Below are 22,001 nucleotides of genomic sequence, written 5' to 3'. Positions count from 1 at the left end.
GGGCGCGGACCCCGAGGGGGAGTGCGCGCGTGTTCCTGCTTCTGTCGACCTCCGACACCGACCTGCTCAGCGCCCGGGCCAGTGGCTCGGCGTGGCGCCCGGCCAATCCGGCCCGCACCTCGGTCTCCGATCTTCCCGCCCTGCTCGACGGGGTCGATCTCGTGGTGGTGCGCATCCTGGGTGGCCGCCGCGCCTGGGAGGAGGGCCTCGACGCGCTGCTCGCGAGCGGTCTGCCGGTCGTCGTCCTGGGTGGTGAGCAGGCGCCCGACGCCGAGCTGATGAAACTCTCGACGGTGCCGGCCGGTGTCGCCGCCGACGCGCACACCTACCTGGCGCAGGGCGGCGCGGAGAACCTCGCCTCGCTGCACGACTTCCTCTCCGACACGGTGCTGCTGACCGGCAACGGGTTCGCCCCGGCGGCCGAGACCGCGCAGTGGGGCCTGCTGCCCCGCGAGGCGCCGGACCAGGGCCGGGAGACGGTTGCGGTGCTCTATTACCGCGCCCACCACATGGCCGGCAACACCGCGTTCGTCGAGGCGCTCTGCCGGGCGATCGAGGCCAAGGGCGGCCGGGCGCTGCCGATCTACACGGCGTCCCTGCGGACCGCGCCGCCCGACCTGCTGGCCGAGCTCCGCAAGGCGGACGCGCTGGTGGTGACCGTGCTGGCGGCCGGTGGTACCCGCCCCGCGACCGCGTCGGCGGGCGGCGATGACGAGGCGTGGGACGTGGGCGTGCTCGCCGATCTGGACGTGCCGATCCTGCAGGGCCTGTGCCTGACCAGTTCCCGGGCCGCCTGGGAGGCCAGCGACGACGGCCTGACCCCGCTGGACGCGGCGACGCAGGTGGCGATTCCCGAGTTCGACGGGCGGATCATCACGGTGCCGTTCTCCTTCAAGGAGATCGACGAGGACGGGCTGTCGGTCTATGTGGCGGACCCCGAGAGGGCTGCCCGCGTCGCCGGGATCGCGGTGGCGCACGCGCGGTTGCGGCACGTCCCACCGGCCGAGCGCCGGGTCGCGCTGATGCTCTCGGCCTACCCGACGAAGCACTCCCGGATCGGCAACGCGGTGGGCCTGGACACACCGGCCTCGACGGTCGCGCTGCTCGCGGCGATGGCCGGCGAGGGTTACCGGATCGGGGACTTCGGGTCGTACGACGGCGACGGGCTCATCCACACGCTGATCGCAGCGGGCGGGCAGGACCCGGACTGGCTCACCGAGGAACAGCTGGCCGCCAACCCGGTGCGGATCTCCGGCGAGCGGTATGCGGCCTGGTTCGCCACCCTGCCGGAGGATTTCCGGGAGCGCGTCGAGCAGCACTGGGGGCCGCCGCCCGGCGAGCTCTACACCGACGGCGGCGACATCGTGCTCGCCGCTCTCCGCGACGAGAACATCGTGGTCATGGTGCAGCCGCCGCGCGGCTTCGGAGCCAACCCGGTCGCCATCTACCACGACCCCGACCTGCCGCCCAGCCACCACTACCTGGCCGCCTACCGCTGGCTGGCCGACGACTTCGGCGCACACGCGGTCGTGCACGTGGGCAAGCACGGCAACCTGGAGTGGCTGCCCGGCAAGAACGTCGGCATGTCCGCGTCGGACGGCACCGACGCGGCCCTCGGTGACCTGCCGCTGATCTACCCGTTCCTGGTCAACGATCCGGGCGAGGGCACCCAGGCCAAGCGGCGGGCCCACGCCACCCTGGTGGACCATCTGATCCCGCCGATGGCCCGCGCCGAGTCCTACGGCGACATCGCCCGTCTCGAGCAGCTGCTCGACGAGCACGCCAACATCGCGGCCCTCGACCCGGCCAAGCTGCCGGCGATCCGGGCACAGATCTGGACCCTCATCCAGGCCGCCAAGATGGACCACGACCTGGGCCTGCAGCACCGGCCGGATGATGAGGAGTTCGACGACTTCATCATGCACATCGACGGCTGGCTGTGCGAGATCAAGGACGTGCAGATCCGCGACGGCCTGCACGTGCTCGGTGCGGCGCCGGTCGGCGAGGCGCGGATCAACCTGGTGCTTGCCATGCTGCGGGCCCGGCAGATGTGGGCCGGCCAGGTCGCCGCGCTGCCCGGTCTGCGGGAGGCGCTGGGCCTGGCCGAGGACGCGTCCACCGCGGAGACCGACCGGGTCGAGACGATGGCCCGTGAGCTGATCACGAAGATGGAGGAGGCCGGCTGGCCGGCGGAAGTCCCCGACATCTCGGACAACCTCCAGGTCAAGAAGGTTCTTGAGTTCGCCGCCACCGAGGTCGTGCCGCGACTCGCCCGGACCACCGACGAGCTCACCCACGTGCTGCACGCGCTCGGCGGCGGTTACGTCCCGGCCGGACCGAGCGGCTCACCGCTGCGCGGTCTGATCAACGTGCTGCCGACCGGCCGCAACTTCTACTCGGTCGACCCGAAGGCCATTCCCAGCCAGCTCGCCTGGGAGACCGGCCAGGCGATGGCCGAGTCACTGCTCGACCGCTACCGCGCCGACCACGGCGACTGGCCCCGGTCGGTCGGCCTCTCCGCCTGGGGCACCAGCGCCATGCGGACCGCCGGCGACGACATCGCCGAGATCCTGGCGCTGATCGGCGTGCGCCCGATCTGGGACCCGGCGTCCCGGCGGGTCACCGGCCTGGAACCGATCGCGGCCGCCGAGCTGGGCCGGCCACGCGTCGACGTGACGGTCCGCATCTCCGGCTTCTTCCGTGATGCGTTCCCGCACGTCGTGGCCATGCTCGACGACGCCTTCAAGATGATCGCCGAGCTCGACGAGCCGGACAACTTCGTCCGCGAGCACGCGCTGCGCGACCAGGGCGAACACGGGGACTGGCGGCGCGCCACCACCCGGATCTTCGGGTCGCGGCCGGGGGCGTACGGCGCAGGCATCCTGCCGCTCATCGACAGCCGGAACTGGCGCGACGACGCCGACCTGGCCGAGGTGTACGCGGTGTGGGGCGGGTTCGCCTACGGCCGTGACCTGGACGGGGTACCGGCCCGGGGCGACATGGAGAACGCGTACCGCAGGATCGACGTCGCGGCCAAGAACATCGACACCCGCGAGCACGACATCGCCGACTCCGACGACTACTTCCAGTACCACGGCGGCATGATCGCCACGGTGCGCGCGCTGACCGGTAAGGCGCCGGCGGCGTACATCGGTGACTCCACCAACCCGGACCAGACACGCACCCGCAGCCTGACCGAGGAGACCGCCCGGATCTTCCGGGCCCGGGTGGTGAACCCGCGCTGGATCGCGGCCATGCGGCGGCACGGCTACAAGGGCGCCTTCGAGCTGGCCGCCACCGTCGACTACCTGTTCGGCTACGACGCGACGGCCGGCGTGGTCACCGACTGGATGTATGAGCAGCTCGCCGCCAGTTACGTGCTCGACGCCGAGAACCAGGCGTTCATGCGGCAGTCCAACCCGTGGGCGCTGCACAGCATCACCGAGCGGCTGCTGGAGGCCGCCGACCGCAAACTGTGGGACTCGCCGGTGCCGGAGACCCTGGCCGCCCTCCAGGAGCTCTACCTGGAGGCGGAGGGCGACCTGGAGGACGGCCCGGCCTGAGACGTCACCGGTCCCCGCGACGCAGCAGGTATGTGTCCATGATCCAGCCGTGCTGCTCGCGGGCCTCGGTGCGCGTCTTGACGATCTCGTCGGCGACCTCGGCGACCCGGCCGGAGGCGAGCAACTCGTCCGGGGTGCTGACGTAAGCGCCCCAGTAGATGTCGGCGTCCGGGTGCGCCCTGAAGGCCTGCTGGGCGTCGAGCATCACCACCACGTCGTCGACGCCCTCCGGCCAGCCCTCGGCGAGCCGCCGGCCGGTGGTGACCTGGAACGGCTGCCCGACCCGGTTCAGCCCGATCCGGTGCTTGGCCGCGAGGGCGGACACGCTGCTGATACCGGGGATGACCTCGAACTCGAACTCGACCTTCCCGCGTTCCAGGATCTCCTCGAGGATCGCGATCGTGGAGTCGTACAGCGAAGGGTCGCCCCACACCAGGATGGAACCGGTCTCGTCGTCGCGCAGGTGCTCGACGATCAGCTCCTCCAGGACCAGGGAACGCCGGTGCCGCCAGTCGGCGACGGTGCCGGTGTAGTCGGCGGGTGTGCGGTCACGGTCGGGGTCACGGCCCTCGACGATCCGCTTCCGCGGCTGCGAGTAACCGCGGATCAGCCGTTCCCGGAGCTCGATCAGGCTCGCCTTGGTCTCGCCCTTGTCGAGCAGGAAGAAGACGTCGGTACGCCCGATCGCCTTGGCCGCCTGCAGGGTCAGATGGTCCGGGTCGCCCGCGCCGATCCCGACTACACAAATCTTCCGCACGCGGAGAAGTCTGCCTCACCCGTGGTGGCGCGGCGCCGCGAGGCCGCTGCGGTGGGCGATGGCCACCAGTTGCGCGCGGCTTCCGGCCTCCAGTTTGGCAAGGATCCGATGGACGTACGTCCGGACGGTCTCCGGGCTGAGCGAGAGCACCCGGGCGACGGCCGCGTTGTCGTCGCCGTCGGCGAGCGCCGCCAGCACCTCCCGTTCCCGGGCGGTGAGCCGGTCCAGCCGCGGATCAGCGGCCGGGCGGGGCGCTGCCGCCGCGTGCGCCATGACCTGCCGGGTCACCCCGGGGGAGAGGACCGCCTCGCCGCGGCCGGCGGCCCGGACAGCGGCCCGGAGCGGCTCCGGCGCGGTGTCCTTGAGCAGGTATCCGTCGGCGCCGGCCCGCATCGCGCCGAGCACCTCGTCGTCGGTGTCGAAGGTGGTGAGCATCAGGATCGCAACGTCCGGGCACGCCGGGTCGGCACGGATCTCCCGGACCGCCGTGATGCCGTCGCCACCCGGCATGCGGATGTCCATCAGGACGACGTCGGGCCGGAGCCGCCGGACCAGGGCGGCCCCCGCCACCCCGTCGGTCGCCTCGCCGGCCACCTCGATGGGTTCGCAGCCGTCGTCGTCGCCCTTGAGCAGCGCGGTGATACCGGCCCGGACGAGGGACTGATCATCGACGAGGACGACACGGACCGGGTTCATCGGACGGCCTCCAAGGGTAGTGCGGCGCTGACCCGCCAGCCGTGACCGGCGGGCCCCGCGTCGAGCCGGCCGCCGAGGGCGGTGACACGTTCCCGTAGCCCGGTCAGCCCCGCTCCGGCCGGTTCCGGTCCGGCCGGGGCGCCGTCGTCGGCCACACTGATCAGCAGCATGCCGCCGGACTCCCGGATCTCGACCTCGATGCTGTGGCCGCCCGAATGGCGCAGCACATTCGTGATCGCCTCCCGGACCAGCCGGTACGCGGTGACCGTGGCCGGGCCGTCGCCGACCGCCCCGATGTCGGCGCGAACCTGGAACCCGGCGGCCCGCGCGGTGTCCATCAGGGTGCCGAGGTCCTTGAGTGAGGGGCCGGCGCGCAGGTTCCGGACCGTGGAGCGGAGTTCGGCAAGCGCGTCGGAGAGGGCGCGGGCCACGTGATCGAGGGCGTCGACGGTGGCGCGGGGATCGCGCGGCGCCTCCTGGCGGGCGACGTTGGCCTGGATGGCGGCGACGGTGAGCGCGTGCCCGATCGAGTCGTGCAGTTCCCGGGACAGTTCCTGGTTGTGCTCGTGGATGCGGCGTTCGGCTTCCAGCTCGATCTGCCGGCCGGTCAGCGCGGTGATCCGGCGGCGCGCCCGGATCAGCTCCCCGAGGACGATCGCGGCGGCCATCAGGGCGAGGTGCCCGACCCCGTCGTAGAGGACCACGAAGCCGAAATCCTGTCCCTCCCGGAGCCGGAACGTCACGGAGACGACGAGAGCGACGAGTGCCGCGGCGGCGGCGGAGCGGCGATGACCCGCTTCGGCGGCCGAGTACAGGGCGGCGGCGACCGGGACGGCGACGCCGATCGCCGGGAAGCCGGCCGCGTAGTAGGCGAACAGGCCGGACACGGTCAGAACGAGGACGGTACGGGAATGGCGGCGGCGCCACAGCATCAGCAGGCCGAGGGCGGCCGCCCACAGATACGCTTCGACCCCGCCCTGGCCGTCGCCGAGGCCGGCCATGGCGATCAGCGCGAGCAGCCCGGCGACACCGGCCGCGACCGCGACGTCCCCCAGCAATCTGCGCACCCTCTGATGCTAGGCAGCCTTCTCCGGGGCCGGGTACGCCGGAAGGCGACACCTTCCGACGCCGCGGGCCGGATTCGGCGCCGCCTCCGGTTCCCTAGCGTCGATTCCATGCGCAAGGATCTCCTCCTGATGCTCGCCCTGGGGCTGCTGGCGGCACCCCGTGCGGTGTTGCACGACCTCGGCCTGATCCATGAGGGCACCGGGGCTCAACGCCCTGTTCGTCTTCGTGCCGCTGCTGATCTGGGTCGTGGTGGCGGTGACGCGTTCGCCGGCTCCGGTCCGGTTGCTGCTCGGTGCGGGCCTGGTGTCTACGGCATCTGCCTTGCTGTCGTCCACAACCTGCTGTGGAACGGCGAGACGACCGTCGCCGAGCCGGTCGCCCGCATCGCGATGGTGCTGTCCAGCCTGGGAACCGGACTGGCCGTGGGTGCGCTCTGCGGCGGCCTGGCCTGGCTGATCGTGCGGTCCCGCAGCGGACCCGCCGACCGGAATCAGGCCGCACACGGCGGACCAGCCGCGCGACGGTAACGGACCGGCCGAACCGAAGCCGGCCACACGCCGCGGGTCGGCCGGGCGGCGGTGCGGACGCCGGGTCAGTCGGACAGGATCGGCACCGAGGGCGAGATCTCCCGGCCGATCATTGCGGCCCGGCGCAGGGCCCCCGAGCCGAAACGGTCCCGGACCCGGTCGACCGCGGCGTCCAGCCCGTCCGCCCGCGGTGGTTCGAACGGCAGCTCCATCTGCACGGCGCCGTCGCCGTCGAGGTTGCTGACCGCGACGCCGACCAGGGTGAGACCGCGTTCGCCGATCATCGGCCAGGCCTCGTGCAGCAGGCCGACAGCGGTCCGCAGGACCTCGCCGGTCTGCATGGTCGCCTTGAGCAGGCTGCGGGAGCGGGTGGCCCGGCTGAAGTCCCCGAACCGCAGGCGCAGGGTGATGGTGCGCCCGGCACGGTGGGCCCGGCGCATCCGGTGGGTGACCCGATCGACCAGGGCCCCGAGCACCGCCTCGACCTCGGGGAACTCGCGTGACCGGGCCCGGCCGAGCGCACACTGGGCGCCGATCGAACCGCGTCGCCGCCCGGTCTCCACCCGGCGCGGGTCGCGGTTGTGGGCGAGTGCGTGCAGGTGCCGGCCGGCGTTGCGGCCGAGCATGGCGATCAATGCGGCCTCACCGATCCGGGCGACGTGACCGACCGTGTGGATCTGCCGCTCGCGCAGTTTGGCGGCGGTGACCGGACCGACGCCCCACAGTTTCTCCACCGGCAGCGGGTGCAGGAACTCGAGCTCGCCACCGATCGGCACGACCAGCAGCCCATCCGGCTTGCCGGCCCCGCTGGCGACCTTGGCCAGGAACTTGGTGCGGGCCACCCCGACGGTGATCGGGAGGCCGGTGCGCGCACGGACGTCGGCGCGCAGCTGCCGGGCGATCTCCTCCGGTGTGCCCCTGATCTTCCGCAGGCCGTCGACGTCGAGGAACGCCTCATCGATGGAGATCGGCTCGACGAGCGGTGTGGTGTCCCGGAAGACCTCGAACACCGCCTTGCTGGCCGCCGAGTAGGCGCTCATCCGCGGTGGCACCACGACGGCGTGCGGGCAGAGGGCCCGGGCCCGGGCGAGAGGCATGGGGGTACGGACGCCGAACGCCTTGGCCTCGTAGGAGGCCGCGAGCACCACCCCACCGCCGACCAGCACCGGCCGGCCTCGCAGCGCCGGATCGTCGCGCTGCTCGACCGACGCGTAGAACGAGTCCAGGTCCGCGTGCAGGATCACGCCGTGAGCTTAGTACACACGTTCGAAGACTGAGGTCACAAAGCGATGGGGAATCGCGCCGGGGACCGTGCCGTTCTCCGGGATCGAGTAACCCATGCTCAAGAACCGAGGAGCCACCCATGTTTCTCACCAGCCCGGCCGTGCGCGACACCAGTCCGGCCGTGCGCGACACCAGCCCGGCCGTGCGGGATCTCGAGCGCCTCACCGCCCGCGTCTTCGAGACCTCGGCCCGCAGCTCCGGTGCCCGGCTCGACGCCTACCGGGAGGACGACACCTTCTACCTCGACGTCGACCTGCCCGGCGTCGACCCCGCCTCGATCGACATCACGCTCGACGGCAAGGTGCTGACCGTCCGAACCGAGCGCAAGCGTCCCGGAACCGAGGGCCGCCGCCTGGGGATCGCCGGGCGCCCGAGGGGCACCTTCAGCCGGCAGGTCCACCTGTCCGAACGGCTCGACACCGACCGGCTCGAGGCCCGTTACGACAACGGCGTGCTGACCCTGCGCATCCCGGTCCTGGAACCCAGGCCGCACGGGATCGAGCTCGCCGCCGCTTGAGAGTGACGCCGTTCCTTCGAAGTGACGCCGCCGCCTGACAGCGACGGAGAAGGAGGCCGGCGGTCCTTCTCAGTGCTCGAACCGCAGCCAGTTCAGGTTGACGAAGTCGCCACCGTCGTTCGCGGTGAACGTGAGGAACACGGTGTGTACGCCGGTCACCGGCTGGAGCACCGCGGTGCCCGTACGCCAGTTCTGCCACCCACCGGTGTTCGTCACCGAGAGCTCGCCGGCCAGCGGCGCATCCCGGCTGTCGAGCCGGATCTGGATCCGGCCGCTGATCCCGGAGTCGGACGCCAGCCGCAGGTTCACCTTGGTGGCCGGGACGGCGCCGAAGTCGAAGTTGTCGAACCGCAGGTGGTCGTCGCGGTTGATCCAGCCGACGTAGTCGCCGCCGCCCTCGTCCTGCGCGCCCTCGGTGTCGACCCCGGCCAGTTCGGTGGCGGACTCGGCCTGCAGGACCGCGTACTCGATCGGGGGCGCCGCGGGCGGGGCGGACGTGGCCGCCTCGGTCGGCCGGGGATCCGGCGCCTGCGCCGCGGGCGTGCCGGTGACGGCGGCCTGCGGGCTGATCACCGGATCGGCCGGGGTGTCCTGCCAGCGGCCGAGCAGGTAACCGGTCAGCACGAGGCCGGCCGCGGCGAGCACGGTCACCACCCGGCGCCGGGTCTGCCAGGACTTCGTGCGATAGACGGTGGGGGATAGCTGATCCACCCGGACAGGGTAAAGCGAACCGCCTCCCGCGCCGGAAGCGCGGGAGGCGGTCGATGATCACCGAGGGGTCAGCGAACGACGCCGGACTCCGGGAAGTGGCAGGCCGCGATCGAACCGTTCGGGTTCGGCGCCAGCTGCGGTGCCTCCGCGGAGCACTTCTCCTGCGCCTTCCAGCAGCGGGTGTGGAAGACGCAGCCGGACGGCGGGTCGATCGGTGACGGGACGTCACCTTCCAGCTTGATCCGGCCGTGGCCGCCGAGCTTCGTCACGTCCGGCACGGCGGAGAGCAGGGCCCGGGTGTACGGGTGCGCCGGGTTCTCGTAGATCTGCTCCCGGGTGCCGACCTCGACCATCCGGCCCAGGTACATGACGGCGATCCGCTCACAGAAGTGCCGGACCACCGCCAGGTCGTGAGCGATGAAGACGAACGACAGCCCGAGGTCGCGCTGCAGCTGACGGAGCAGGTTGACCACCTGCGCCTGGATCGACACGTCCAGGGCGGACACCGGCTCGTCGGCGACGATCAGCTTCGGCTTGAGTGCCAGCGCGCGGGCGATGCCGATGCGCTGCCGCTGACCGCCGGAGAACTCGTGCGGGTAGCGGTTGTAGTGCTCCGGGTTCAGGCCCACCGTCTCCAGCAGCTCCTGGACCCGCCGCTTCACGCCACCGGGCGGTTCGATGCCGTTGACCTGCAGCGGCATCGCGACGATCCGGCCGACCGTGTGCCGCGGGTTCAGCGACGCGTACGGGTCCTGGAAGATGATCTGGATGTCCTGGCGGAGCTTGCGCAGCCGGTTGCCCTTGGTGTGGGTGATGTCCTCACCCTCGAAGGTGATCTTCCCGGCGGTCGGCTCCAGGAGACGGACCAGCATGCGGCCGGTCGTGGTCTTGCCACAGCCGGACTCGCCCACCAGGCCGAGGGTCTCGCCCGGCGCGACCTCGAAGTTCACGTTCTCCACCGCGCGGACCACGGTGGGCTTGCCCCACAGGCCGGACCGCACCGGGAAGTGCTTGGTCAGGCCCTCCACCTTGAGCAGTGGCTCGCGAGCCGGCGTGGTCGTGGTGGCCGGGCTCGCCGTGGAGCCTGCGAGATCAGTCATTGGGCCACTCCTGCGTGCGCGATGTCTTCTGCGTAGAGCCGCTGCCGGGTCTCGAAGGACATGTGGCAGGCGACGTTGTGCCCCGGCTCGCCGGCCGGGCGGAGCTCCGGAACCTCGGAGAAGGAGCGGTTGCCGTTCTGGCCGGCATAACGACAGCGCGGGTTGAACGCACAACCCGTGGGGAGGTTGATCAGGCTGGGCGGGTTGCCCTTGATCGGCACGAGGTCGACGCTCGCGTCACCGTGCAGCGACGGCACGCTGGCCAGCAGACCCCAGGTGTACGGGTGCTGCGGCCGCCTCATGATCTGCTCGACCGAGCCGGTCTCGACGGGCCGGCCGCCGTACATCACCAGCACGTCGTCGGCGACCTGGGACACCACACCGAGGTCGTGGGTGATCATGATGATGGCCGAGTGGAACTCGCGCTGGAGGTCTTCCAGCAGTTCCAGGATCTGGGCCTGCACGGTCACGTCCAGGGCGGTGGTCGGCTCGTCGGCGATCAGCAGCGCCGGGTCGTTGACCAGAGCCATCGCGATCATCGCGCGCTGGCGCATACCGCCGGAGAACTCGTGCGGATACTGGTTCGCGCGCCGCTGCGGCTGCGGGATGCCGACCCGGTCGAGCATGTCGACCGCCCGGGTGGTGGCCTCCTTCTTGCTCGCCGACGGGTGGTGCACCTTGTACGCCTCGGCGATCTGCGCACCGACCTTGTAGTACGGGTGCAGCGCGGACAGCGGATCCTGGAAGATCATCGCCACGTCCTTGCCGCGGAGGCGCTGGATCTGCTCCTCCTTCATCCCGACGATGTTCTTGCCACCGATCGAGATCTCACCGGTGATCTTCGTCCGGGCGGGATTGTGCAGGCCGAGGATCGACATGCTGGTCACGCTCTTGCCGGAACCGGACTCACCGACGATGCCGAGGGTCTGGCCGCGGCGGACCGAGAAGGTCACGCCGTCCACCGCGCGAACCAGGCCGTCCTCGGTGGGGAACTGCACCCTGAGATCACGCACCTGCAGGTAGGCGTCCGGGTCCACGGCGTCCGCAGCAGGGCTGGTCGAGGTCGTCATATCGCTCTTTTCCACGTCAGCTCTGGACGGCTCAGCCGAGTCGTACGCGGGGGTCGATCACCGCGTAGAGCATGTCGACGATGATGTTCATGGCGACGATGAAGAACGCCGCGATGAGTACGGTGGCCATGACCACCGGCAGGTTCAGGTCGTTGACCGCCTTTGCGGCCTCGCGACCGATACCGTTGAGACTGAAGACGCTCTCGGTGATGACCACGCCGCCGAGGTAACCACCGAGGTCGACGCCGGCGATCGTCACGATCGGGGTAATCGCGGCGCGCAGCGCGTGGCGGCGGGTGACAGTCCGGGCCGGCAGGCCCTTGGCGCGGGCCGTCCGGACGAAGTCCTCCTGCAGCGTCTCGATCATCTGGGCGCGGGAGAGCCGGGCGTACAGCGCCGAGTTGATCAGACCGAGGGTGATCCAGGGCAGCAGCATGCCGCCGGCCCAGGCGACCGGGTCCTGGCTGATCGGTGTGTACGAGGGGTTGGGCAGCAGTCCGGTCGTGTAGACGAAGAGCAGCAGCAGCACGCCACCGAGGGTGTAGGTCTGGGTGGAGGCGAAGCCGACGGAGGCGCCGATGGCGAACCGGTCGAAGACCGTGCCCTTCTTGAGCGCAGCCAGCATGCCGAGCCCGATGCCGACGGTCAGGAAGACCACCATGGCGCCGACCACGATGCTGAGGGTGATCGGCAGCGAGCGGGTGATGGTGTCGGTCACCGGCTCCTTGCTGCGGAACGAGTATCCGAGGCAGGGGGCTTCGCACTCACGGATGGTGCCGGCGTCGTCGATCGTACGGCCGACGAAGATGCCCTGGACGAAGTCTGTGTACTGCTTGTGGATCGGCTGATCGAGGCCGAGGCTCTTCTCGACCTGGGCGATCCGCTCGGGGGAGCAGTTCCGCCCGCACATCGTCCACGCGGGGCTGGTGGGCACCGCGAAGAAGAGCAGGAAAGTGACGATCGAGATGGCCACCAGCGTGGTCGACGCCAGTAGCAGGCGCTTGATCAGGAAGCGGAGCACGGTTCTCTACATTCCTTCGACAGGGGCCACGGCCGGTGGGATGACCGCGGGTAAGCGGTCATCCCACCGGCGTGACTTGGAGAGTTGTTACGGCTTGACGAACATGCTGTTGAGGGTCATGTGACCGTACGAGTCGCTGAGGTAGGTCCCGCCGATCTTGGAACCGTGAACCTCGTAGTTGCCGATGTAGTACCACGGCACGACCGGTGCGTACTTCTCCATGATCATCTTGTCGAGCTTGGCCCACTCGGGAGCGGCCTCGTCGACCTTCAGCGCGCCGATGCGGTCGAGCTCGGCGTTGATCTCCGGCTCGTTGATGTACGAGAGGTTGTTGTTGCCCTTCTCGCGGATGTTACGGCCGTCGAAGAGGGCCGGGAACACCGTCGAGGCGCTCGGCCAGTCAGCACCCCAGCCGCCACGGACCAGGTCGTACGAGTGGCCGCGGGTACCCACGGTCTCGTAGTAGGTGGCCGGGTCGAGCGGGGTCAGGACCAGGTTGATGCCGGCCTTGGCGTAGAACTCCTTGGCCTTGGCAGCGAGCTGCTGGCGGACCGGGCTGTTCGGGAAGGCGTAGGTCAGCTCGACCGTCTTCCCACCGAGCAGCTTCTTGGCCTCCTCGGCGTTGCCGGTCGGGCCACCGTCGTAGGCGTTGTAGTTCTGGTAGCCGGTGATGGTCGGCGACATCAGCGTGGCGCCGAGCTGGTCCACGCCACCGCGCAGCTTGATGATCGAGTCACGGTCCATCGCGAGGTTCAGGGCCTTACGGACGTTGATGTCCTTGACCCGCTCGGTGTTGATGTAGGTGTACTCGACGTACTGCGACGGGCCGGCCTTGACCTGCTGCGCGAACTCCGGGGCGCGGGTCTTCGGCAGCACCGCGGCCGGAACGTTGGCCCAGATGAAGGCGGTCTGGTCAGCGGCGTCGTTGGCGACGATCCGGTTGGCGCCGGTCTCGGCGGTGATGCCGAACTCGACGCGGATGCCGTCCGGGTACGCGTTACGGATCGGGTCCGTGTTGGCGTCCCAGTTGGGGTTGCGCACGAAGTCGATGAACTGGTCGTACGCGTGCTCCTTGATCATGTACGGACCAGAGGAGACGGGCTTCTTGTCGTAGTCGGCCTTGGTGTCCTTGGCGGCCGGCACCGGCGACGAGGTCGGCATGGCCACCGCGTACGGGGTCTCACACCGCGGCTTGGCGAAGGTGAAGGTGATGGTGTTGCCCTCGACCTTGACACCCGGAACCGGCGCACCGGCGCTCTTGAACGGGCCCTTGTAGTCGGTGTTGTACTCGACCTTGTCGGCCAGCCACTGCTGCAGGTACAGCGGGCCGTCGCCCCAGTCCGGGTCGAACGAACGCGAGATGCCGTACTCGACGTCCTTCGCGGTGATCGGGGTGCCGTCCTCGAACTTGAGGCCGTCCTTGAGGGTGTACTTCCAGGTCTTGCAGTCGCCGTTGACGTCCTCACCGGCGTTGGTCGCCAGGTCGCCGACAAGCTTGAGGTTGCCCTTGCCGTCTTCCTTGTACCCGGTGAGGGTACGGGCGAACTGGGTCGCGATGGACAGGGCGTCCGAGACGTAGATCTTCTGAGGGTCGAGGTGTGCGAACTCCGCCTCGTGGAGGAGCTTCACGGTGCCACCCTTCGTGGCGCCCTCGACAGCCTTGGCCGGACCCTGCGACTCCGCGGGGTCGGTTGCGATAGTGCCGGTCTGCACCCGGTTCTGCTGGTCGCCGCCGCCGGTGTTCGAGTTCGTGGTCTCCGAACATCCGCTGGCAACAAGGGCAACCGCCAGAACGCCGACGGACAGCGCTCCGAACTTGCGTCGCACTTAGTTCTCCTTCTCTCAACCGAAACGTGCCTGGGCCACAACGACCCTCCGCGGCACGAGCGGAAGTACACGGTGTTTAGTTGTGGATCACTTCTGGGCAGTCACTTCGACGACTTCGGGTCGAGCGCGTCGCGAAGGGAGTCACCCAGGAGGTTGAAGGCGAGGACCAGGATGAACACGGTCGACGCGGGAATCATGAAGTACGCCCAGTCTGGGGTGCCCAGCCACTGGCGCGCGGAGTAGACGAGGCGGCCCAGGTCAGGGATGGGCTCGACCACGCCGATGTTGAGGAACGACAGTGCCGCCTCGGCCGCGATGAAGCCGGGGAGTGCCAGCGAGAAGGAGACCAGGATCGGTGCCCAGATGTTCGGCAGCAGCTGCTTGAAGAGAATGTGCCCGTTGCCGGCGCCCGCGGCGCGGGCGGCCTCGACGTACTCACGCTCGCGCAGCGACAGGACCTGACCGCGGACCAGTCGTGCGGTGGTCATCCAGCCGAACAGTGCGAACACCGCGATGATGACACCCATGCGGAACGAGGCGGGAACCTCTTCGCCGACGTCGTACGCCGCGGTGTTGATGATCGGGATGACCGCGAGGGCGAAGACCAGGAACGGGAAGGCCAGCGCGAAGTCGGTGAACCAGGTGAGCGCCTGGTCGACCCAGCCGCCGAAGTAGCCGGAGACGATGCCGACCACGACGCCCATCACGATCGAGAGGATCGCGGCCGAGAAGGCGATGATCAGGGAGGTCCGCATACCGAAGATGAGCTGCATGAACAGGTCACGGCCGATGCCCGCCTCGAGGCCGAGCCAGTGCTCGCTCGAGATGCCGCCCATGTAGCCCAGCGGCAGTCCCTCGAAGTTCAGCTTGTCGCTGAAGCCGTCGGTGGGCGACATGCCGTAGAGCCGGGAGATCACCGGCGCGAACAGCGCGACCAGGATGACCACGGCGACCGTGACGAAGCTGCCCAGCGCGGTCCGGTCCCGCTTGAGGCGGATCCACGCGAGCTGACCCGGCGAGCGGCCGACGAAGGCTTTCGTCGCCGTCTCCGGTTGGAGTACCGCTACCGCCGTGTCCTCGGTGCCTGGTGAGCGTGAGTCGGCGGTGGCCGGGGTGTTGCTCATGTGCGGTGTCTCCTCGTAGCGGACTTCGATCGCGGAACGAACCTGTCACTCGCGGTGGCGAGGCGGGTCCTGCCCGGTCCCGGGCGGGTCGACTCGGCCCGTCGTAGCGACGGCGCACGCTCGATGCGCGTCAGGATCGTCAGCATGCGGCCGGGGTCGATACTTGGTTGTACCACGCACCAATCCCTCCCCCGATGACGTGCCCCGCTGCGGCGTATGTGAGCGGTATTCGTCTGCCGCGGTTCAGAAATTTATCCGAGATCCGAGGGTCGAGAAATGTGTTGACGCATCGATCCGGTAACGGAACGGGTTCGTAGCCATAAGGCCTAGGTCATATCGTGACGGGTCGTCGAGGGTCATAAGAGCCCATTTTGGGGGTAAAAGCGTCATCTTGCATGCGGCGAAACGGCCTTCATGCTGGGAATGTCGGGTTTACCGTGCTTATGCGTTCTCGCAGTTGCAGAGAGTTACTGTCCCTGGTGGGGCGAAGATGCCGCGCTTCTGTTTCCCGGCGGTTTCCGATTTTGAACGCCCATCGGCGCCAGTTGATGCGCGTTCAACGGCCTCCGGAAGCATCAAGATCAGCCATTTATCGCCGTTCGATTACGTTCCGTTAATTGAGATCTTTCAAAGGTTCGGAGCGAGCCCGGCAAGAACCTCGGCACCGAGCTCCGCGGCCGCCCGGGGGTCGGCGTCCGGCCCGCCGATGCGCGGATCCCAGTTCGGTTCATAGAACAGTTCGGTCACGCCCGCTTCAGCGTACCTCTCCGAGCCCGCACGGATCTGGGCCCAGTCACCGGAGAGCGGCATCGTGTCGTCGCGCCGCCCGGCCCGCACGACGCCGCGAACCACGATCCGCAGCGAAGCGGGGTCCCGCCCGGCTGACTCGGCGGCTTCCCGGACGATCCGGACACCGCGCGCGATCTCCGGCAGGGTGGTCCGGCTGCTGCTCACCCATCCGGCCGCGATCCGGCCGGCCCGGCGCAGTGCCGCGTCCGCTGTCCCGCCGAGCAGCACGGGCGGGCCACCCGGCTGGACCGGGGACGGGGCCATCCGGCTCGGCGGTACCCGGTAGAAACGCCCGGTGAACTCCGTCTCGCCCTCGCTGAACAGCGCTTTCAGGGCCTCCAGGTATTCCTCGGTGCGGGGACCGCGCGGGTTCGGGTCGGAGCCGGTCGCCTCGAACTCGGGCTCCGACCAGCCGGTGCCCAGACCGAGATCGAAACGGCCGCCGGACAGCCGGTCGAGGGAACCCGCCTGCTTGGCCAGATACGCCGGCGAGACGTACGGCAAGTTGATCACCGAGACGCCGAGGCGGATCCGCGTCGTCGCGGCTGCGGCCCAGGTCAGCGCGACGATCGGGTCGAGCACCTCGTGATAGACCGGGGCGAGATCCTGACCACGGCCGACGAGCAGCCGCTGGAATGCCCAGAGACCGTGGTAGCCGTACTCCTCGGCCTGCCGCGCGATCGCGGTCAGCGTCTCCGGCTGGGCCCACGCGCCCGAAACCGGGCAACCGAAACTGATCAGCATGCAGGCAACGTAACCGGCCGTCCGGCGCGAGATCGGTCAGGTTCCCGGATAGATCCGGGACGGGGTGATCAGCACCGCGGCCCGTCGTTGCCCGACCATGGTCCGGTCGTATCCGGGCCAGTCGTCGTGGGTGCCGCCGGCCGCCGTGAAGATCTCGCGCAGCAGCAGCCGGAGCCGTTCCGGGTCGAGCCACGGCTGCGGGTCGTCCGGCCCGGCCAGAAGCGCCCGGCCCTCGACAGTCGCGTAGCGCCAGCCGCTGCGGAACGCCACCGCGATCTGCGGGCGCTCCCGCAGGTTGCGCAGTTTCACCGCGCCGTAGGTGACGAACGCCAGCACCGGCGACCCGTCCGCCGGGTGCTCGATCAGAGCCGTGTTGACCAGTGTGGACTGGACGGTCAGATCGGCTCGCACGGTCGAGACGATCGCCAGCCCGGTCTCCGCCCGGCTCAGTTCCCATGCGTCCTGCAGCGCGCCCATCACCCGACCCTACTGCGGCGCTCACCCGGCCAGAACCCAGCGCCGTATCGGGGATCCTGATACGGCGCTGGGTTCTGGCCGGGGTTCAGACGGTCGCGCCTTCCAGGAAGAGCAGACCGGCCTCGGCCGCGGGGACCGGGCGCGAGAAGTAGTAGCCCTGCGCGAAACCGCAGCCCATCTCCCGTAGCGCGGCGAGCTGACCGAACTCCTCGATGCCCTCGGCCACCGTGGCCATGCCCAGGCTCTTGCCGAGACGCACGATGGTGTCGGTGAGCGCGGTGTCGTCGGCGATCACCCCGAGCCGCTCGACGAACGAGCGGTCGATCTTGAGGGTGTCGACCGGGAACCGGCGCAGGTACGCCAGCGACGAGTACCCGGTGCCGAAGTCGTCGATGGCCAGGGTGAGGCCGAGGGCCTTGAGCCGCAGCAGCTGCTCCAGGTTGGCGTCGGTGTCGGTCATCAGGACGCTCTCGGTCATCTCCAGGCACAGCCGGTCGGCGGGCATGCCGGTGTCGGCGAGTACCGCGGCCACCATCTCGGCGAGGTCGGCCCGGTCGAACTGGCGTACCGAGACGTTCACCGACATCTTCGGCGGCCCGCCGTCCCCGGCTGCACCCCACTCGACGGCCTGACGGCAGGCCTCGTGCAGGACCCAGCGGCCCAGCGGCACGATCAGGCCGGTGGCCTCCGCGATCGGGATGAAGTCCAGCGGATTGATCATGCCGCGCACCGGGTGCGGCCAGCGGACCAGCGCCTCGAAACCGATCACCCGGCTGGTGGCCAGGTCCACGGTGGGCTGGTAGTGCAGGCGCAGGTCGCCGTTCTCCACCGCCGCGCGCAGGTCCGACTCCAGCTCCAGCCGTTCGACCAGGCCCTCGCGCATGCGGGGACGGTAACCGGAGCAGACGCCGCCCCCGGCCGCCTTGGCGTGGTGCATTGCCAGGTCGGCGTTGCGCATCAGTTGCTCGGCCTGGTCCCCCGGGTTGTCGCTCTCCGGAAGTTGTCCGGCGTCGGCCAGGCCGATGCTGGCGCGGACGTGGATCTGCCGGGCGCCCGCCGAGATCGGCGCCTCGAGGTCCTCCAGGATCCGCCGGGCCACCCGTTCCGCGCCGGCCTCGTCCTCGCCGAGCAGCAGCACCCCGAACTCGTCGGCGCCGAAGCGGGCCACCAGGTCGCCGTCGCGCACACAGCCGCGCACCCGGTCGGCGACCTGGACCAGCAACTGGTCACCGGCAAGGTGGCCGAGACTGTCGTTGACCCGTTTGAAGCCGTCCAGGTCGAGATGCAGCACCGTCACCGCACCGCTCGCCCGCAGAGCCGACCGGGCCCGGTCCCGGAACAGCGCCCGGTTCGCCAGCTGGGTCAGCGAGTCGTGGTACGCCTCGTGCATGAGCTGTTCCTGCAGCTCCTTGCGGTCACTGATGTCCCGGGTGTTCAGCACGAAGCCGGCCACGTGCGGGTCGTCCACCAGGTTCGTGATGATGACCTCGGACGGGCGCTTGCCGCCGTCCCGGTGGGTGTGCACCACCTCGAGCGTGACGTGCGCGAACGGGCGGGCCGCGACCTGCCGCATCGCCTGGGCCAGCCGCATCGCCACCTCGGCGTCGACCAGGTCGGTGTACCGGCGGCCGAGGAACACCTCCGGCGGGTATCCGAAGACGCGCCGCATCGACTCGCTCTGGTAGCGGATCATCCCGTCCGCGTCGATCACCGTGACCACGTCCGAGCTGTGCCGGATCAGGGCGTGGAACCGCTGCTCCCGGGCGTTGAGCTCGCCGGTTCGCTCGGTGACCCGGCTCTCCAGGGTGCGGGTCAGCGCCCGGCTCTCCAGCTGGGTGAGCAGCTGCCGGACCACGATCAGCAGGATGAGCAGCGAACGGGTACCGGCGATGAACGTGTGGCTGTGCCCGGTCTGCGCGTAGAACATCACGCTCGAGCCGAGTGCGGCCAGCACCGCGGCGTACGGCGCCAGGACGGCGCCGCTCCGGACCCCCGGTGGCAGGTCGAGCGGTGCGGACTCGCCGTCGCGGGGCCGGAGGGCACCCATCACGATCAGGGCGTAACCGGTCAGCGTGGCCAGGTTCACCACCGGCGCGGCGTCGAACCGCCCGAGCAGCTCCAGGTAGACGTGACCCACGTCGGCGACCGCGAACGCGGCCAGGCCGGTGCCGAGAAACGCCAGGTCGGCTCCGCATCCGTGGCGGCGACGCTGCGACGGCAGCATGTAGGCGACCATGGTGGCGAGGACGATGTCGGTGAGGGGGAACATCAGCGCGCCGTAGAAACCCGCGCCGTGCGCGCCCGGCTCCAGGTGCCGGTCGATCACGAAGACCCAGGCCACCAGGGCCAGGGAGGCGGCGATCAGCAGCCCGTCGAGGATGCTGCGCAGACGGTTGACGAGAGGCTGCGACGCGCTGGGCATGATCAGCAGGCCGGCCGGGATCAGCACGACCAGACCGATCACGCCGGGACCGCCGAACAGCGGTGACAGGCCGTCCGGAGCGCCGGCGACCGGCGACCGGGCGAGCCAGGAGAACTGGCCGGCCCCCCACAGCAGCAGACCGGTTCCGAGGACCGCCCAGGCCCAGCGGCCCCGGCCGGTGAATCCGCGGGACCGCCACACACAGGCACCGGCCGCGGCCGCTGCTGCGGCGAGCAGGGCCCAGGACGAGACGGTGTGCGCGGTGCGGGGACCGCCGTAGCCGCTCACGACGAGCGCGACGATCGCGGCCAGGACGACGCCGGCGGCCACGCAGAGGCGGGCCCAGCGGCGCGCCGCGCGCGGGTCGGGGACTGCCGTGCCGACTGTCATCCGCTCGCCCTTCGCAGGTGGCCACCCGGGACGGGTGGACACCGGGACATCGGGCCGGCGGTAGCGGTCCTGAGAGAATCCTGACGATCAGTTACCGCCGACGAGGCCGTCCTCGTAGGCGACGATCACCAGCTGTACCCGGTCCCGGACGCCCAGCTTGGCGATCGCCCGGGTCACATGCGTCTTGGCGGTGAGCGGGCTGATCACCAGGGCGCGGGCGATATCGTCGTTGGACAGGCCGGTCGCGACCAGGCGGACCACCTCCCGCTCCCGCTCGGTGAGTACCGACAGCCGGTCTCCGGACGGCGTGGCAGCGGCCGGGACCGGACGGTGTGCGAACTGGCCGACGACACGGCGGGTGACGCTGGGGGAGAGCAGCGCGTCACCGCCGGCGACCACCCGGACCGCGGTGCGCAGCCCGTCCGGATCGATCTCCTTGGTCAGGAATCCGCTGGCGCCGGCGGCCAGGGCGGAGAAGACGTACTCGTCGGTCTCGAACGTCGTCAGGATGATGATCCTGGTGTCCTGACCGGCGAGGATCTCCCGGGTCGCCGTGATGCCGTCCATGCCCGGCATCCGGATGTCCATCAGGATCACATCGGGGCGATGCGTACGCGCGGCGCGCACCGCCTCGTCACCGGTGGACGCCTCGCCGACCACCGTCAGGTCGCGTCCGCGTCGCAGCAGGCTCCGGAAACCGGCCCGAACCAGGTGCTGGTCGTCGGCGAGGAGTATGGAGATGGGCATGCTCACTCCGTGATCGGGATGCTGGCTCGTACCGTGAAACCGGTTCTGCCGGGGCCGGCGGTGAGTGCCCCGCCGAGCGCCGCCACCCGCTCCCGCATCCCGGCGATGCCGTGGCCGTCGGCGGGCTCGCCACCGGTCCCGTCGTCCCGCACGTCGACGAGCACGCTGTCCGGTGCGTAGCGGACGGTCACCACGACCCGGCGCGCCCCGGCGTGCCGGACCGTGTTGGTGAGCGACTCCTGCACCACCCGGAAGACGGCGGCCGCGACCGGTGCCGGCACCGCGACCGGGTCGCCGAACTCGTTGAACGACACCTCCAGCCCCGCCGCCCGGACCCGGTCGAGCAGCCGCTCCAGACTTTCCAGAGCCGGCAGCTCGCCGTCACGCAGCACCCCGACCAGCGTTCTCAGGTCGGTCATGGCCCGGCCCCGGACGTCCTGGGCCAGCCGCAGCGAGGCCTTGGCCTCGTCCGGCTCGGTGTCGAAGGCGTCCAGCGCCACGTTGAGGTGCACGCCGACGACGGCGAGGGTGTGTGAGACCACGTCGTGCAGGTCACGGGCGATCGCCACCCGTTCCTCGGCCCGCCGGCGGCCGGCCTCGAGTTCCCGCTGCTCCTCGTCGCGGGCCAGCCGGTGCGCGACCTCGGCACGCCAGCGCAGCGTGTTGCGGTACGCCGTGGCGGCGGCCAGCACGGCGGCCACCCACAGCGCCTCCCCGCCGACGTGGATGAGGACCCAGTCCGGCCCGTGCGGTTCGGCGAACGCGTCCCAGGTGAACCCGCAGAGCAAGAAGAACATCGCGATACCGAGCGCGACCCGGAGCCGGCCGTCCAGCACCAGAGCCACCAGGGCAGCGGTCGCCGGCCACACCCAGCCCGACTCGATCAGGTGCGCGACCCGCCAGGCGTACACGGTGAGCGCGGTGAACAGCAGAACACCGAGCGGCCATCGGCGGGTCAGCAGGACCAGCCCGCTCAGGGCCGTGGCGAGCGCCGTGGTCATCACGGTCTGGACGTTGCCGCCGGTGAGTGCGAGCCCGGCCGGCACACCGACGAGGGTGAGCGCCGCGGCTGCCCGGGTGGAGTTCTTCGTCATGCCGGGGACGCTAGGTCCGGCGGGCGGGGCGGCGCGTCGTCCCGCCGCTGTCACCCGCATCGACGCCTCCCGT

Annotated in this window: 18 protein-coding genes; 3 read left to right on the top strand and 15 right to left on the bottom strand. The window is 70.2% G+C overall.

Annotation, left to right across the window (positions count from 1 at the left end):
* Window positions 1–29 precede the first annotated feature (29 nt).
* Window positions 30–3,563 carry a cobaltochelatase subunit CobN gene (cobN, locus tag AB0G04_RS29490; protein ID WP_360989027.1) on the top strand — a complete coding sequence of 1,178 codons (3,534 nt, stop codon included), beginning with the start codon at window positions 30–32 and terminating at the stop codon, window positions 3,561–3,563.
* Window positions 3,564–3,567: 4 nt separating this feature from the next.
* Here cobN and cobF read toward each other — a convergent pair whose 3' ends face one another.
* Genes cobF through AB0G04_RS29475 form a run of 3 tightly spaced genes read right to left on the bottom strand, consistent with a single transcriptional unit; the run spans window position 3,568 to window position 6,083 of the window.
* Entirely contained in the window at window positions 3,568–4,320 is a 753-nt protein-coding gene (gene cobF, locus AB0G04_RS29485) for a precorrin-6A synthase (deacetylating) (RefSeq protein WP_360989025.1), read from the bottom strand.
* A gap of 15 nt (window positions 4,321–4,335) precedes the next feature.
* Complete coding sequence (locus AB0G04_RS29480) at window positions 4,336–5,016, bottom strand: response regulator transcription factor (RefSeq protein ID WP_360989022.1); 681 nt, start codon at window positions 5,014–5,016, stop codon at window positions 4,336–4,338.
* On the bottom strand, window positions 5,013–6,083 hold the full coding sequence (locus tag AB0G04_RS29475; protein WP_360989019.1) for a histidine kinase: 1,071 nt from the start codon (window positions 6,081–6,083) through the stop codon (window positions 5,013–5,015). The genes AB0G04_RS29480 and AB0G04_RS29475 overlap by 4 nt, the downstream gene beginning before the upstream one ends.
* Window positions 6,084–6,191: 108 nt before the next feature.
* Between AB0G04_RS29475 and AB0G04_RS29470 the strand changes: the two genes are divergently transcribed.
* A complete protein-coding gene (locus AB0G04_RS29470; protein ID WP_360989016.1) occupies window positions 6,192–6,611 on the top strand; it encodes a hypothetical protein in 420 nt (139 codons plus the stop codon).
* 65 nt (window positions 6,612–6,676) lie between these two features.
* On the opposite strand, the gene dinB is transcribed toward AB0G04_RS29470, so the two are convergent.
* Window positions 6,677–7,855: a DNA polymerase IV gene (dinB, locus tag AB0G04_RS29465; protein WP_360989013.1), complete on the bottom strand. Its 1,179-nt coding sequence runs from the start codon at window positions 7,853–7,855 to the stop codon at window positions 6,677–6,679.
* Between the two features lie 119 nt (window positions 7,856–7,974).
* Here dinB and AB0G04_RS29460 point away from each other — a divergent pair, with 119 nt between their 5' ends.
* Window positions 7,975–8,412, top strand: a complete 438-nt coding sequence (locus AB0G04_RS29460; RefSeq protein ID WP_360989010.1) for an Hsp20/alpha crystallin family protein — start codon at window positions 7,975–7,977, stop codon at window positions 8,410–8,412.
* Window positions 8,413–8,481: 69 nt separating this feature from the next.
* Here the strand turns inward: AB0G04_RS29460 and AB0G04_RS29455 are convergent, their stop codons facing one another.
* The 11 genes from AB0G04_RS29455 to AB0G04_RS29405 form a co-directional block, all read right to left on the bottom strand.
* Entirely contained in the window at window positions 8,482–9,123 is a 642-nt protein-coding gene (locus AB0G04_RS29455; RefSeq protein ID WP_360989007.1) for a carbohydrate-binding protein, read from the bottom strand.
* 68 nt (window positions 9,124–9,191) lie between these two features.
* The gene (locus AB0G04_RS29450) at window positions 9,192–10,223 is read right to left on the bottom strand and encodes a dipeptide ABC transporter ATP-binding protein (RefSeq protein WP_360989004.1); all 1,032 of its coding nucleotides are present in this window, start codon (window positions 10,221–10,223) and stop codon (window positions 9,192–9,194) included.
* Entirely contained in the window at window positions 10,220–11,293 is a 1,074-nt protein-coding gene (locus tag AB0G04_RS29445; RefSeq protein WP_360989001.1) for an ABC transporter ATP-binding protein, read from the bottom strand. Before AB0G04_RS29445 ends, AB0G04_RS29450 begins: the two co-directional genes overlap by 4 nt.
* Window positions 11,294–11,324: 31 nt before the next feature.
* Entirely contained in the window at window positions 11,325–12,314 is a 990-nt protein-coding gene (locus tag AB0G04_RS29440) for an ABC transporter permease (RefSeq protein ID WP_360988998.1), read from the bottom strand.
* A gap of 87 nt (window positions 12,315–12,401) precedes the next feature.
* Window positions 12,402–14,141 (bottom strand): ABC transporter substrate-binding protein, encoded by a 1,740-nt coding sequence (locus AB0G04_RS29435; protein WP_360988995.1) that lies wholly within the window; start codon window positions 14,139–14,141, stop codon window positions 12,402–12,404.
* A 101-nt stretch (window positions 14,142–14,242) separates the two neighbouring features.
* Entirely contained in the window at window positions 14,243–15,265 is a 1,023-nt protein-coding gene (locus AB0G04_RS29430) for an ABC transporter permease (RefSeq protein WP_360988992.1), read from the bottom strand.
* Between the two features lie 627 nt (window positions 15,266–15,892).
* A complete protein-coding gene (locus AB0G04_RS29425) occupies window positions 15,893–16,798 on the bottom strand; it encodes a TIGR03619 family F420-dependent LLM class oxidoreductase (RefSeq protein ID WP_360988989.1) in 906 nt (301 codons plus the stop codon).
* 36 nt (window positions 16,799–16,834) lie between these two features.
* Window positions 16,835–17,275 carry a TIGR03618 family F420-dependent PPOX class oxidoreductase gene (locus AB0G04_RS29420; protein ID WP_360988987.1) on the bottom strand — a complete coding sequence of 147 codons (441 nt, stop codon included), beginning with the start codon at window positions 17,273–17,275 and terminating at the stop codon, window positions 16,835–16,837.
* A gap of 85 nt (window positions 17,276–17,360) precedes the next feature.
* Window positions 17,361–20,087, bottom strand: coding sequence for an EAL domain-containing protein (locus AB0G04_RS29415; protein ID WP_360988984.1), 2,727 nt, complete (start codon window positions 20,085–20,087; stop codon window positions 17,361–17,363).
* Between the two features lie 87 nt (window positions 20,088–20,174).
* Window positions 20,175–20,834: a response regulator transcription factor gene (locus AB0G04_RS29410; protein ID WP_360988981.1), complete on the bottom strand. Its 660-nt coding sequence runs from the start codon at window positions 20,832–20,834 to the stop codon at window positions 20,175–20,177.
* 2 nt (window positions 20,835–20,836) lie between these two features.
* Window positions 20,837–21,928 (bottom strand): histidine kinase, encoded by a 1,092-nt coding sequence (locus tag AB0G04_RS29405; RefSeq protein WP_360988978.1) that lies wholly within the window; start codon window positions 21,926–21,928, stop codon window positions 20,837–20,839.
* Between the last annotated feature and the right edge of the window lie 73 nt (window positions 21,929–22,001).

Source organism: Actinoplanes sp. NPDC023801 (assembly GCF_040639655.1).
Classification (GTDB): Bacteria; Actinomycetota; Actinomycetes; order Mycobacteriales; family Micromonosporaceae; genus Actinoplanes.
Note: the sequence above shows the minus strand (reverse complement) of the source record. Positions and strands in the feature narration are given on the sequence as shown.

Coding starts and splice junctions, on each gene's coding strand:
- AB0G04_RS29480 (WP_360989022.1), bottom strand. CDS start 5,016: ATGAACCCGGTCCGTGTCGTCCTCGTCGATGATCAGTCCCTCGTCCGG.
- AB0G04_RS29470 (WP_360989016.1), top strand. CDS start 6,192: ATGCGCAAGGATCTCCTCCTGATGCTCGCCCTGGGGCTGCTGGCGGCA.
- AB0G04_RS29460 (WP_360989010.1), top strand. CDS start 7,975: ATGTTTCTCACCAGCCCGGCCGTGCGCGACACCAGTCCGGCCGTGCGC.
- AB0G04_RS29450 (WP_360989004.1), bottom strand. CDS start 10,223: ATGACTGATCTCGCAGGCTCCACGGCGAGCCCGGCCACCACGACCACG.
- AB0G04_RS29445 (WP_360989001.1), bottom strand. CDS start 11,293: ATGACGACCTCGACCAGCCCTGCTGCGGACGCCGTGGACCCGGACGCC.
- AB0G04_RS29430 (WP_360988992.1), bottom strand. CDS start 15,265: ATGAGCAACACCCCGGCCACCGCCGACTCACGCTCACCAGGCACCGAG.
- AB0G04_RS29425 (WP_360988989.1), bottom strand. CDS start 16,798: ATGCTGATCAGTTTCGGTTGCCCGGTTTCGGGCGCGTGGGCCCAGCCG.
- AB0G04_RS29420 (WP_360988987.1), bottom strand. CDS start 17,275: ATGGGCGCGCTGCAGGACGCATGGGAACTGAGCCGGGCGGAGACCGGG.
- AB0G04_RS29415 (WP_360988984.1), bottom strand. CDS start 20,087: ATGACAGTCGGCACGGCAGTCCCCGACCCGCGCGCGGCGCGCCGCTGG.
- AB0G04_RS29410 (WP_360988981.1), bottom strand. CDS start 20,834: ATGCCCATCTCCATACTCCTCGCCGACGACCAGCACCTGGTTCGGGCC.
- AB0G04_RS29405 (WP_360988978.1), bottom strand. CDS start 21,928: ATGACGAAGAACTCCACCCGGGCAGCCGCGGCGCTCACCCTCGTCGGT.